This is a genomic window from Nitratireductor sp. WH36-1, assembly GCF_058725515.1.
Genome location: NZ_JBZXDP010000002.1, coordinates 298,783 through 311,483, shown reverse-complemented (window position 1 = coordinate 311,483; position 12,701 = coordinate 298,783). Strand labels below are relative to the sequence as shown.

Here is a 12,701-nt window from a genome sequence, read left to right as displayed (position 1 = left end):
ATGCCGACGCCTTCGCAAACCACGTCCGTGGCGGAAACCGCTTCGGCTCCGACAACGCCGCGTAGCGGATTTGTCGCCGCCATTCTCACAATCTTTGTAGCTGCGGCGGCCGTGTGGGCCGCACAGCAGGGGCTGAACAGCTATCTCGTCACGCTGCTGGCGCTCCTGTTCATCAATGCAGCGCTCGCCGTGTCGCTGACATTGACCAATGGCCTGACCGGACTGTTTTCGCTCGGCCATCCCGCGTTCATGACCATCGGGGCCTATGTGGCCGCGATCCTGACATTCTCGGCACGGCGCAAGGGCTCCATGCTTCCGGGTTTGCCGGACTGGCTGGCTTCGACGGAGCTCTCCATGTTCCCGGCGCTCCTGATTGCAGGTCTTGCCGGCGGGCTGGTCGCGCTTGCCATCGGCTGGGCGGTGCTGCGCCTCAAGGGGCATTATCTCGCGGTCGCAACGCTTGGTCTCATCATCGTGGTGCAGGGGCTTGCGACCAATTGGGATGGCATCACGCGCGGCGGCGCGGGCCTGAGCGGCCTGCCGCGCCACGTGGATATCTGGTGGGCGCTGGGCTTCCTCGTCATCGTCGTCGCCATTACGTGGCGGGTGAAATTTTCCTCGCTCGGACGGGCGATGATGGCGGTGCGGGAGAATGAACTCGCAGCCTCCTGCAGCGGCATCAACGCCGCGCGGCTAAAAATCCTCGCCTTCGTGATCGGCGCGGTGATGGCCGCCATTGCCGGTGCGATGCTTGCCCATCTCATCAGCGTTGTGACGCCGAAGACCTATTCCGTCCTGCTGGCCTTCAACATCGTGGTCATGGTGGTGATCGGCGGATCGGGCAGCATCACCGGTGCGCTCGTTGCGGCAACGGCCATCACGGTTCTCTCCGAGGCGCTGCGCCCGGTGGAGGAAAGCATCGGCCTTTATGGTATGAGCCAGGTCATCGTGGCGCTGTGCCTGATCGTGGTTCTTTATCTCAAGCCGGGCGGGCTGTTCGGCAGCGGCGAGCCCGCTTTCGTGCGCCGCCTGTTCAGCGGAAGGAAAACGCAATGAGCGCACCGCGCCAGCAGGATATTTTTGAGACGCGGGCCCAGCCATTGCGCCGGGAGCGCACCGGGCTTCTGGTCATCGATGTGCAGAACTGGGTGATGGACGAGGCGAACCGCCAGCCACGCCCGGAATTCTACGCGGCCGCGCGCGGCGAGGTCATTCCCAACATCGCAAGGCTCATCGATGCGACGCGCGCCCACGGCGTGGAAGTCATCTACACGGTGATGGAGAACTATACCGAGGACGGGCGAGATCGCAGCCTTGATTACAAGCTGTCGAACTTCTTCATTCCAAAGGGCTCGGTCGATGCGCAGGTGATCGACGAAGTCGCCCCGCACGGCGACGAAATGGTCATTCCGAAGACTTCATCGAGCCTCTTCAATTCGACGAATTTCGAGTATCTGGTGCGCAATATCGGGCTCGATACGATCATCGTCACCGGGTTCCTGACCGATCAGTGTGTTGACCACACCATTCGTGACGGCGCTGACCGCGGATTTCACATGATCTGCGTTTCTGATGGATGCGCGACCGATACGCAGGCGCGGCATGTTTCGGCGCTCAACGCCTTCAAGGGCTATTGTCGCATGGAAACGACGGACAGTCTGATTGCCGCCATGGAGCGCGAATTCGTCTCCGGCTGATGAGACGCGGTGACTGAGGGGGAGTGACGGGGAGGCGGGTGCGTCTCCCCGTTTGCGTTAAAAGGATCAGTAGGCCTGCCGGTATTTCGCGCATTGCTCTTCTGGCGAAAGGTCTTTCATCAGCTCCGCCTCGAAGCGCTTGTGTGCAACATAGGCGGACACAAGCTCTTCACCGAAAAGCGGACGCAGCGCCGGCTCGCCTTCGAACAGGTCGAGGGCGGCATCGAGTGATTGCGGGAGCCTGACGATGCCAAGCGCCTGACGTTCGCTCTCCGTCAGATGCTGCGGGGGCTGGCGGCAGACCTGCGGTGCTTCCATCGTCTCGTCCAGACCGTGAAGGCCGGCAGCCACCAGCGCGCCCAGCACCATGTAGGGGCTGGCTGCGGCGTCGGCGGCGCGGAACTCGAAATGGAACTGCTTCGATATGTCGACACCGGCGCCGGGGAACACCGGGCATATGCGCAGGCCCGCCTCGCGGTCGCGCTCACCCAGATTGTTGTAGGCCGCGCTCCAGCGGTCCGGCGTCAGGCGCAGATAGGAAATGGTCGAGGCCGCCGTCACTGCGGTGATGGCGGGCATCAGGGCGAGGATGCCGGACAGGAAGCTCGCTGCTTTCGCGGATACTGCATTCGGGGCTGAAGGGTCGTGGTTCACCGGCGCGCCGGTCTCGGCGTCCAGCAGCCCGAAATGAATGTGGACGCCATTGCCCACGGCATCCGGCCGCAGGATCGGCGTGAAGCTTGCGCGGTGGCCGAAATGCTGCGCAACGGCGCGCGCGATTTCGCGTACGGCAACGGCGTGATCGGCGGAGCGCTCGTCATCGGCCGGGCCGACCGTGACTTCATACTGCATCGGCCCGTATTCGGGCATGAACGTATCGATCTCCAGCCCGGCTTCCCTGAGCGCGCCAAGATAGGTTTCGGCGAACTGCCCCTGACGGCGGAATGAATCGAGCGCGTAACTCGAATTGGGGCGCTCCTCCATGCCTTCGAGCAGGAATTCGTGCTCGAAGGCGGCCTTGAGGCGCAGGCCGTGTCGGGTTTCAAGCTCATGTAGCATGCGCTTGAGAAAACCGCGGGGACAGACACTCCACGGCGTGCCGTCGAGGTTCATGATGTCGCCCATGATGAAATGGCTGGCGGCTGCATCCGGGCCGAAGTCGACGCGAACGCGCGAGGCCGGGTCCGGCGTCAGCACCGTGTCGCCATAGGGGCCCCACGGGGTGGGGGCGATCGGGCCGTGCGCGGTGATCATGCTGTTGGTCGGTGTCCAGCCGATGCCCTTGCGCAGCCTCGCTTCCAGTTCCGAAGCGGGAAAGCCCTTGCCACGAACCTGACCGGCGAGATCGGCAGTGCAAAGCATGATGATTTCTTCGCGTTTCATCGAACCCCTCATTTTCGTTTTGATTTGCTCCGTTCCTGACCGAACGTGCCTTCTGCGAGCCGGGTGCGCAGGTCTTCGAGCGTTTCGAAGCGCGTGCGCCCGGCTGTGTCCGCCTTGCTGGCGGCAGCGCCGACCAGCGCTTCGGCGACCCCCATGCCGATGGTCAGAACGTCGAAAATCGACGGCGATTCCACCGGGAAGGTCAGAACGAGATCAGCCGAACGGGCAGCCGGCGACTGCCAGATATCGGTCAGGAGGATAACGGTTGCGCCGCGCTTGGAGGCGGCATGGGTGAACTGCACCACATCGTCCTGGTAGCGGCGCACATCCAGAACGACCAGAACGCTGCCCCGGCCCATGTCGAGCAGGAACTGCGGCCAGGTCTGGGTCTGCCCGCTGATCGGATGAATGCGCCCGCGTATCGCCGAAAGCAGGTCGCCCATATAACGCGCCACATGGGAGGAATAGCGACCGCCGAGCAGGTGAATGTCGCGCTTGGGGTCTGCGAGAAGTGCTGCAGCCCGGTCGAACTCCTTCTCGGGAATGAGATCCGGAAGGCTGCGAAAATACTCCGCCATGCGGTCGCTGGTGCGTGCCAGATAGGATTCGTCGGTGGCCGCATCGCGCACCTTGCGCTCGCCAAAGCGCAACAGCGGCGATTGCAGGCTCTCTTCAATGTGGCTGCGCAGGGCTTCCTGAAATTCGGCGTAGACCGGGAAGCCGAGACGCTTGACCAGCCGCAGCACCGTGGCGGTGCTGACGCCGCTCTGCTCTGCAAATTCGGCGACTGTGGTGAGGCCTGCCATCGGATAATTGGCGATCAGGTGTCGCGCGGCGCGCGCTTCGCGGCTGCTGAGTTCGGGCAGCGCCCGGCGCAGATCCTCCAAAACGTTCATAGCTTCTGCTCCGCTTCCCGTCGCGCATTTTCAGAATGTATCAAATCAGACAAAATATCCATTTGGAAGAAAAAATGTATCATTCGATTGACGTTCTCCAATTGCAGAGTCATGCTGATGCCAACGCATGAGCCTTCCCGGGGCACCTTGCGTCAGAGGGTGACATTCAACAAGAAGCAGGGAGATTGGCATGAAACACTTGATTGCCGCATCGGTGGCTTTGGCCGCCGTTATGGGCGCGGCCAACGCGCAGGAAACCATCAAGATCGGTGCGCTCTACAATGTAACTGGTGGAATGTCGTCACTCGACGGTCCATCGCTGAAGGGCGCACAGCTCGCTGTCAAGCAGATCAACGCCGATGGCGGTCTTCTGGGCAAGCAGATTGAATTGATCGCGCCGGACGGAAAGACGGATCAGCAGGAAACGGCAAAGGCCGCGCAGCGCCTCATCTCGGAAGGGGTCGTGGCCGGCATTGGCGAGTCCGACACCACTTTCGTCATGGCGGGCGCGCCGCTGTTCCAGGAAGCGGGCATCCCCTTCGTCACGTCGGGCGCAACGCATCCCGAACTGCCGCAATGGGTTGGCGATTACATGTTCATGGCGCCGTTTGGCGATGATGATCAGTCTTACGCCATCGCCGATTATGCCTATGATGAACTCGGCACCCGCAAGGTTGCGGTGTGGACCGACAATTCCATGGACTTCACCAAGGCGCTCAGCAAGTTCTTCGTCGAACGGTTCGAAGAGCGTGGCGGCGAGATTGTCGGGACCGACAGCTTCATGATGGGCGACACGGACTTCTCCGCACAGATTGCGCGTCTCGCCTCCATCGACCCCGCGCCCGACGCGGTGTTCGTTTCGGCGATCCCGTCCGAGGCCGGTCTCTCTGTGAAGCAGATCCGTGAGCAGGGCATCACCATGCCAATCGTTTCCGGTGACGGCTTCGACACGGAACTGGTGTCCACCGTTCCGGGGCCGGAGCTTGCAAACGATGTCTACTTCTCCACGCACACCTATCGCGCGGATGATCGCGATGAGGTGAAGGCGTTCATCGCGGACTACAAGGCCGAATATGGCATCGACCCGGAGAATGCCTTTGCGCCGCTCGGCTATGACGCGCTGATGCTGGTCGCGGATGCGATCCGTCGCGCTGACTCGGCGGAGCCGGCGAAGATCCGCGATGCGCTTGCCGAAACGCGCGGCTTCAAGGGCGTGACCGGCGAGATCAGCTACACGCGCGAAACCATGGTTCCGCCGAAGCCGGTATCGCTGATCAGCGTGCACAATGGCAAATACACGGTTGAGGAAATCTGGAAGCCAGAAACGGAATAGGGTCGGGCGTGAAACGGCGGGGCTCAGGCCCCGCCCACTCACATTGTCGGTAAAGCCGGCTAATCGCAGAGAATTTCTGAGATGGTGGCGGCAATCCTGTCTGGCGGGGTGTTCAGCCAGCTTTCATTCATCTTGAGAACGTAACCGCCGCGCGAGCGTGGCGGCATTTTTGCATTGCGCGCCTGTGCCCGCTTTGCCACTTCGTCGCTTTCAACCGCGCTTTTGATGCGGATGACATTGGTGTCATCGACAAGCCTGTGGGCCTCAACGCCCAGACCGGGCAGGGCGTCCAGCACGGCAGCGCCCGCCACGCGTACAGCTGCCCAGTTCTTCGTCTGTCTGGCCAGCGCGTTGTGGGCGAGAAGCGCTGACGGCCACATCTGAAAGAGACCGCCGCCAAAGCGTCGCCGCTCGTGGTTCTGTCCTTCAAGCGCTGCCGCTGATCCCGCAAGAACGGCCCCAAAAGGCGCATCGAGATATTTGTAAAGCGACAGGTAGATGTAATCGAAGGGCGCAGCAATCTCCGTGAGCTCCCGATCGGTCCAGGCGGCTTCGATGAAAATTCTCGCCCCGTCGAGGATCAGCGGAATGCCTTCAGATTTCGCCAGTGCGATGACTTCTGCCAGCGCAACGGGGTCGAACAGGCGGTTGGCGTATCGCCGGCTGGGCGTTTCCACCATCACGCCCACAATGGTGGCCGGCACACGGGCACTGGCCGTGCGCTCGATCTCGGCGCGTAGCTGCTCTGCGGTGAAGCTTGGGCCTTCCGAGGCCAGCGGCACCGTGGTTACGCCGATGCCGTGGGTGAAATTGTCCCCTGCATCGTTGAACACATGGCTGTCGCTCTGCACGACCAGCCGCGGGCCGCGCTTTGCAGCGGCGAGCTCGCGCGCCGCCAGCATGTTTGCCAGCGTGCCCGTCGGATACATGACCGCCGCTTCCTTGCCGAACATCGCGGCGACAGCGTGTTCCAGTTCGGTGACCGGCCCGCCAACGCCATAATAGTCCGGCGCGACATCGCCCCTGGCTGTCAGTTGGGCGAGACGCTCTGCCGTTTCCTTGGGTGTCAGCCAGTCGCCGTCATCCGCCAGGTTCAACCGCGTCATGAAGCGTCTCCGGGCTTGCCCACGGCGTCGGGGAACAGCGCGCGAAGCCCATCGACAACATCGGCAACGCTTGCCTTGAGGCTCGCCTCACCCTTTTCCTTCGTTGCAAGCGTTGCGTCGCCGCGAATGCCCGTGGCCGAATAGTCGACGCCGCTTTCCGGGTCGCCGTTGAAGGTGGTCGGCCAGTAGAAAACGGTCTTGGGCGCGTCGAGCTGGTTTCCATAGTCGCAGACGAGCTTGTCCTTGCGGACCCGGCTCTCATCGAGCGCCAGGATCAGCGAGGTCTCGTGTTCGTCGCCATGTCCGCCGAGCTTCTGGGTCATCAGATGTTCGGCGTCATGGCCGAGTGCCAGAATGTTGGCCAGCGCGACACGGGTGCCGGTGCGCTCGTAGAATTCGCGAACGGCCACCTGCACGACGGGCGTCGTCGAAACGCCGGTGTTCAGGATCGCCAGATTGCGGAAACCCTGTGCGAGAAAGCCGCTCAGAACATCGTCGATCAGCATGGAGAAGGTTTCAGGACGGATGTGCTGGCTGCCGGGATAGTGGCGGAATGCCGGGTAATATCCAAACGACATGACGGGCGCTGCCAGAATGGGCAGTTGCTCGAGCACACCATCGGTCAGGCCACGGGCGAGCAGATAGTCGGTGCAGAGCGGCAGCGCATGGCCATGCTCCTTTGCTGCTGCGCCAATCGGCACCAGAACCAGCGCATCGCGGTCGCGCCATTCCGCCGCTTCGCTCCAGGTCAGATCTTCAAGCCAACGGCCCTTCATTGCGCTTCTCCTTCAGTCATTCTTTTGTCTTCCAGAGTCTGATGCGGGCTGTCCGCATCCGCTCCGGGAAAGTGGCACGCCACGGCCTGTCCGCCTGTATCGCTGACAAGCGTGGGTATTTCGCTGCGGCATCTGTCCTGAACACGCGGACAGCGCAGGTGAAACGGGCAACCCGGCGGCGGGTTGATGGGGTTTGGAATCTCGCCCGATGGCACGGGAATGCGCCCGCGCCGCCCTGCACCCGCTTCGGGAATGGCCGAGAGCAGCGCCTGCGTATATGGGTGCTGTGGCGTCTCGAAGAGCTGCGCCTCGGTGCCGATTTCGACCACCCGGCCCAGATAGAGAACTGCGATGCGGTGGCAAAGGAAGCGCACGACACCGAGATTGTGCGAGATGAAGACGAAGGTCACCCCGGTCTCGCGCTGAATGTCGCGCAGCAGGGTCAGAACCTGCGCCTGTACCGACACGTCGAGCGCCGAAACCGCTTCATCGCAGACGATCAGGCGCGGCTTCACGGCAAGCGCCCGCGCAATGCCGATGCGCTGGCGCTGACCGCCGGAGAAGGCATGCGGATAGCGGTCGGCGCTTTCCGCCGGCAGTCCCACCACCTTCAGAACCTCTGCCACACGGGCGGCGATCTCGGCGCGCTTCATGCCGATATTCACCAGCGGCTCGGCGACGATTTCACCCACCTTCATACGCGGGTTGAGCGACGCATAGGGATCCTGGAAAACAATCTGGATATCGCGGCGGAGCGGCCGCATGGCCCGCTTGCTGAGCCGGGTGATGTCGCGGCCGTCGAAAACGATTGCGCCGTCGCTCGGGTCTGTCAGCCGCAGGATCATGCGGCCAAGCGTGGACTTGCCGCAGCCGCTTTCGCCCACAATGCCAAGCGTTTCACCCGCCGCCACATCGAGCGAGACGTCGCTCACCGCTGCCAGTTCCTTGTTGCCGACCCGGAAGCGCTTGGAGATGTTCTCCAGTTTCAACAATGGCGCAGTCATGCCAGTGCCTCCAACTCGTCAATCGCCTCGGTGCGGAAACAGCGGGCAAAATGGGCCGGTCCCGCTTCGTTGAGCGGAGGAACGGACAGGGCGCAGGCCGCCATCGCCATCGGGCAGCGCTCGTGGAAGCGGCAGCCATCCGGAAAGCGTCCCGCCGCAGGCATGGTGCCTTTGATGATGGGAAGGTCGTCCTGCCGTTGCGACGCCGAAGGGATCGACCGCAGGAGGAGCCGGGAATAGGGGTGCGCGGAGCGGGTGAACAGCGCGTCGCCCTCCGAGCGCTCCACCACCTGTCCGCCATACATCACCACCACGCGGTCGGCGATCTGCGCCACAACGCCCATGTCATGGGTGATGAGCATCACGCCCATGCCGAACTCGTCCTTCAGATCCAGAATGAGATTGAGGATCTGCGCCTGAATGGTCACATCCAGCGCCGTTGTCGGTTCGTCTGCGATCAGAAGTTTCGGGCGGCAGGCAAGCGCAATGGCGATCATGATGCGCTGCTTCATGCCGCCGGAGAGCTGGTGCGGATAGTCACGCGCCCGCAGGTCTGGTGCGGGAATGCCGACACGGTCCATCAGCTCCACGGCGCGACGGCGCGCTTCTGCCGGAGGGCAGAAGGCATGTTCGGTCATGGCCTCGACAATCTGGTCGCCGACCCGTTGCACGGGGTTCAGGCTGGTGCCCGGCTCCTGAAAGATCATCGCCATTTCAGGCCCGCGCAGGGCGCGCAGCTCTTCTTCCGAAAGCGTGGTCAGTTCGGTGCCGGAAAGCGCGATACTACCGGAGGTGATTTTGCCGGAATGGCCGAGCAGCCCCATGATCGCCAGCGAGGTTACGGATTTGCCCGAGCCGCTTTCGCCCACAACGCCCACGACTTCGCCGGGCATCACATCGAAAGAGACGTCTTGCAGCACTTCGACAGGGCCGCGCAGCGTGTTGAAGGAAACGCTGAGCCCGCTGATATCCAGAAGCTTCATCAACGCCCCCTGCTTTTCGGGTCAAGCACATCGCGCAGGCCATCGCCCAGCAGGTTGAAGCCGATCATGGTGATGCCAAGCGCAACCGAGGCGGAGAGCGCCAGATGCGGATCGGTGCGCAGATTGGGCAGGCCGTCGCGGATCATGCCGCCCCATGTGGGGTAGGGCTCCTGCACGCCGATGCCGAGAAACGACATCGTCGCCTCCGCCATGATGATCATGCCGACGCCGAGAGAGGCGCGAACGATCATCGGGGACACGATGTTGGGCAGGAGATGCCGCCACATGATCCGCCATGTGGGCGTGCCGCAGGCAATGCCGGCCTCGACGAAGGGTTCCTCGCGCAGCGACAGGACAAGGGCGCGCGCCATGCGCGCAATGCCCGGCCACCAGACGAGCGCAAGAGCGACGATTACCGTGAATGTGCCGGGCCCCATGGCCGCCGCCACGATGATGGCGATGATGAGTTCCGGAAATGCGAAGATGATGTCGACGAAGCGCATCAGGACATTGTCGACATGCCCGCGATACCACGCGGCGACCATGCCCAGAAGCGTGCCGAATGTCATGGTGATTGCGAGGACCGAGAGCGCCACCGTCAGCGAGACGCGTGCGCCCATGATAAGCCGGCTGAGCACGTCGCGGCCAAGCGCGTCGGTCCCGAGAAGATGGTCGCCGCCGGGCGGCAGCCATGTCGCCATGATCGACACTTTTGTCGGGTCATGGGGCGTGATCCAGGGAGCGAGAAGCGCAACGATGGCGACAAACGCCACGATGATGCTGCCGATCATCGCATTGCGCGAGCGAAGAAAGCGGATCTGAAAATCGGACAGGCCCCGCCTCGGGGCAGGCGCGTTCAGCGCGTCGGTTTTCGAGGTCTCAGGCGTCATGCGGCGGCCTCGTCGAAACGGATGCGAGGATCGAGCCAGGCATAGATGAGGTCCACGCAGAGATTGATCAGCGAGTAGAAGACCGTGAACAGAAGGACGATGGACATGGTGACCGGGTAGTCGCGCGCAAGCACGCTATCGATGGCGATGCGGCCGAGGCCGGGAATGTTGAAGACCGTTTCCACGACGAACGCACCCGACAGAAGACCACCGAAAATGAGGCCGATGGACGTGACGATGGGTACCATCGTGTTGCCGAGAGCGTGCCGCCAGATGACGCGGTTTTCACGAACGCCCTTGGCGCGCGCAGTGCGCACGAAATCGCGGTCGAGCACTTCGAGCATGTAGGTGCGGGTGAGGCGGGCAATCACTGCCATCGGGCCTACGACCAGAACCGTGACGGGCAGGACGAGCTGTGCGGGCGAGCCCCAGCCGGCGACCGGCAGCAGCGCCAGTTTGAGCGAAAGCATCCAGACCAGAAGCGCGGCCAGCGCGAATGAGGGAATGGAGATGAAGGTGACGAGCAGCAGGATGATGCCGGTGTCGGCCCAGCTTCCCGCACGCACGGCGGCAAACACGCCGAAGAACAGGCCCAGCGGCACGGCGATGAAAAGCGCGGAAAGCGCCAGAAGCGGCGTGATCGTCATGCCATCGCGGATAACATCGATCACCGTCGATCCCACATAGCGGTAGGAGAGGCCGAACGTGCCGTTCAGCACGTCGCCGATATAGGCGAGGAACTGGACCGGCAATGGCCGATCCAGTCCGTAATCTGCGCGCAGGCGCGCTTCCAGCGCGGCATCTCCGGCATGGTCGGACAGCATGACCATGATGGGGTCGCCGGGAACGGCCCTGACCGCAAAGAATGTAACGATCAGAGCCACGGCCCAGACCAGCGTCAGCCCCAGCAGACGCCGCGTTGCGTAATGCAGCATCAACCTATTCCGCGATGGTTACATCCGCGAACGGCACCAGGCCGAAGGGCTGGATGGCGACACCGGAAACGCCGTCGCGCACCGTCGCCATCAGGGTGGAGACCGGAAGCGGGCAGGTGCCCCAGTCGTCCATCAGCATGCCTTCGGCTTCATGGTAGATCGCGTAGCGTTCCTTGTTGTCCGCCGTCATCGATGCCTTGTCGATCAGCGCGTCGAACTCGGCATTCTTCCAGCCACGGTTATAGGGGCTGTCGGAGTACCAGAGCTGCGACAGGAAATAGAGGCCGTCGGGATAACCCGCGCTCCAGCCCCATGCGAAGAAGGGCGTCTGCCCGGAATTGATCGACTTCAGATGCGTGCCGCGCTCCACCAGCTCGACATCCACCGGCATGTTCAAAACTTCTTGGAGCTGGCTTGCGAAATAGAGGTGCTGGTTCTTGTTGGGCTCGGTCGTGCTCAGCTTGACCGGCGGCAGGCCCTCGCCATTCGGATAGCCGGCCTCGGCGAGAAGCGCCTTGGCCTTTTCCGGGTCGTATTCGATCTTGGGCAGGTCCGGATTGTAGCCGGCGACACCTTCCGTCACCTGGCCGTAGAGCGGCTTGGCTGCCCCGCTGTAAAGGCCGGCGATCATCGCGTCCTGATCGAGCGAGCGGCAGACGGCCTCGCGCACCCGCTTGTCCTTGAAGGGCTCATAGAGATCGGAATTCATGGCGAGGTAGCGAACCTGCGCGCGCGCCGCCGTGATGGCGCGCTCCTTCAGTTCGGGATTGCCCAGCACGCGGCGCATGCTCGGTCCGTCCACGACCATCACGTCCAGATCGCCGGTCTCGAACATGGCCATGGCTGTTTCCGGCGAGGGGATCACCACGAACTCGACGCCATCGATGGCAGGCGCGCCACCCCAGTAATCGGCATGGGCCGCCAGTTCGACCTTCTGGCCGCGGCTCCAGTTTTCGAACTTGAATGCGCCCGTTCCGGCGGAAACCTTGTTGTACCATTCAGGGCCTGCCTCTTCGACAATGCCGCTGTCGAACAGGTAGATCGGATAGATCGGAAACAGCACGTCGGGTCGCGTAAAGGCTACTTCAACCGTGTAATCGTCCACCACGGTGACGCCGGAAAGCGTGTCGGCGCTTCCATCCTTCATGGCGTCTGCGCCGACCACGACATCCAGATAGGGCGCGTTGAGGCCCGCCTTGTTGCCGGGGCGCAGAAGCTCTTCAAAGGAGAACTTCACATCTTCTGCCGTGAACTCACGGCCGGAGTGGAATTTCACGCCTTCACGCAGCTTGAAGCGGAAGCCGAGATTGCCTTCCAGCGGTTCCCAGCTTTCCGCCAGCGCGGGGATCACCTGTCCGTCCGCATCGATGGCGGTGAAGCTCTCATACATGTTCGAGATCACCTGCCCGGCGATCAGCTCCGAATAGGTGATCGGGTCGATCATGGACGGATCGGCTGCGATGTTGACGCGCAGATCGGCCGCCATGGCGCTGCCGGATCCGGCCAGAATGGCGGTGGCCAGCGTCGTCGCGCCGAGTGCTTTCTTCAGATCGATAGGCATGTACTCACTCCCCTCATTCAAGCTGCCCGATATGTTCAGGCAAAGAGATATCGTCGGCAGAGCCGGTCCGGTCTGCCGCAAATTCCTGTTCATCCAGTTGAGCGTCGTCGCTGCCTGGCGGCTGCCGTTTCGGCGGC

Annotated in this window: 12 protein-coding genes; 3 read left to right on the top strand and 9 right to left on the bottom strand. The window is 62.7% G+C overall.

What is annotated here, in order from left to right; all coding sequences use genetic code 11:
- Both AC4PTT_RS20590 and AC4PTT_RS20585 read left to right on the top strand, forming a co-directional pair.
- Complete coding sequence (locus tag AC4PTT_RS20590; RefSeq protein ID WP_492162900.1) at nucleotides 1–1,056, top strand: branched-chain amino acid ABC transporter permease; 1,056 nt, start codon at nucleotides 1–3, stop codon at nucleotides 1,054–1,056.
- A complete protein-coding gene (locus tag AC4PTT_RS20585) occupies nucleotides 1,053–1,697 on the top strand; it encodes a cysteine hydrolase family protein (protein ID WP_492162899.1) in 645 nt (214 codons plus the stop codon). The genes AC4PTT_RS20590 and AC4PTT_RS20585 overlap by 4 nt, the downstream gene beginning before the upstream one ends.
- Before the next feature lie 66 nt (nucleotides 1,698–1,763).
- Here the strand turns inward: AC4PTT_RS20585 and AC4PTT_RS20580 are convergent, their stop codons facing one another.
- Both AC4PTT_RS20580 and AC4PTT_RS20575 read right to left on the bottom strand, forming a co-directional pair.
- The gene (locus AC4PTT_RS20580) at nucleotides 1,764–3,080 is read right to left on the bottom strand and encodes a type I glutamate--ammonia ligase (protein ID WP_492162898.1); all 1,317 of its coding nucleotides are present in this window, start codon (nucleotides 3,078–3,080) and stop codon (nucleotides 1,764–1,766) included.
- 8 nt (nucleotides 3,081–3,088) lie between these two features.
- The gene (locus AC4PTT_RS20575; RefSeq protein WP_206545032.1) at nucleotides 3,089–3,976 is read right to left on the bottom strand and encodes a MurR/RpiR family transcriptional regulator; all 888 of its coding nucleotides are present in this window, start codon (nucleotides 3,974–3,976) and stop codon (nucleotides 3,089–3,091) included.
- A gap of 190 nt (nucleotides 3,977–4,166) precedes the next feature.
- On the opposite strand from AC4PTT_RS20575, the gene AC4PTT_RS20570 reads away from it, so the two are divergent.
- On the top strand, nucleotides 4,167–5,309 hold the full coding sequence (locus AC4PTT_RS20570) for an ABC transporter substrate-binding protein (protein ID WP_206545031.1): 1,143 nt from the start codon (nucleotides 4,167–4,169) through the stop codon (nucleotides 5,307–5,309).
- Nucleotides 5,310–5,368: 59 nt separating this feature from the next.
- Here the strand turns inward: AC4PTT_RS20570 and AC4PTT_RS20565 are convergent, their stop codons facing one another.
- From AC4PTT_RS20565 to AC4PTT_RS20535, 7 genes are read right to left on the bottom strand one after another with little or no spacing between them, the layout of a single operon-like run.
- Nucleotides 5,369–6,415 carry a threonine aldolase family protein gene (locus AC4PTT_RS20565; RefSeq protein ID WP_492162897.1) on the bottom strand — a complete coding sequence of 349 codons (1,047 nt, stop codon included), beginning with the start codon at nucleotides 6,413–6,415 and terminating at the stop codon, nucleotides 5,369–5,371.
- Complete coding sequence (locus tag AC4PTT_RS20560; protein WP_206545029.1) at nucleotides 6,412–7,191, bottom strand: creatininase family protein; 780 nt, start codon at nucleotides 7,189–7,191, stop codon at nucleotides 6,412–6,414. The genes AC4PTT_RS20565 and AC4PTT_RS20560 overlap by 4 nt, the downstream gene beginning before the upstream one ends.
- The gene (locus AC4PTT_RS20555; RefSeq protein WP_317561610.1) at nucleotides 7,188–8,195 is read right to left on the bottom strand and encodes an ABC transporter ATP-binding protein; all 1,008 of its coding nucleotides are present in this window, start codon (nucleotides 8,193–8,195) and stop codon (nucleotides 7,188–7,190) included. Before AC4PTT_RS20555 ends, AC4PTT_RS20560 begins: the two co-directional genes overlap by 4 nt.
- A complete protein-coding gene (locus AC4PTT_RS20550) occupies nucleotides 8,192–9,178 on the bottom strand; it encodes an ABC transporter ATP-binding protein (protein WP_492162896.1) in 987 nt (328 codons plus the stop codon). Before AC4PTT_RS20550 ends, AC4PTT_RS20555 begins: the two co-directional genes overlap by 4 nt.
- Entirely contained in the window at nucleotides 9,178–10,068 is an 891-nt protein-coding gene (locus AC4PTT_RS20545; RefSeq protein ID WP_113156698.1) for an ABC transporter permease, read from the bottom strand. Before AC4PTT_RS20545 ends, AC4PTT_RS20550 begins: the two co-directional genes overlap by 1 nt.
- Nucleotides 10,065–11,003, bottom strand: a complete 939-nt coding sequence (locus tag AC4PTT_RS20540) for an ABC transporter permease (protein ID WP_113156699.1) — start codon at nucleotides 11,001–11,003, stop codon at nucleotides 10,065–10,067. Before AC4PTT_RS20540 ends, AC4PTT_RS20545 begins: the two co-directional genes overlap by 4 nt.
- 4 nt (nucleotides 11,004–11,007) lie before the next feature.
- Nucleotides 11,008–12,564, bottom strand: a complete 1,557-nt coding sequence (locus tag AC4PTT_RS20535; RefSeq protein ID WP_492162895.1) for an ABC transporter substrate-binding protein — start codon at nucleotides 12,562–12,564, stop codon at nucleotides 11,008–11,010.
- Between the last annotated feature and the right edge of the window lie 137 nt (nucleotides 12,565–12,701).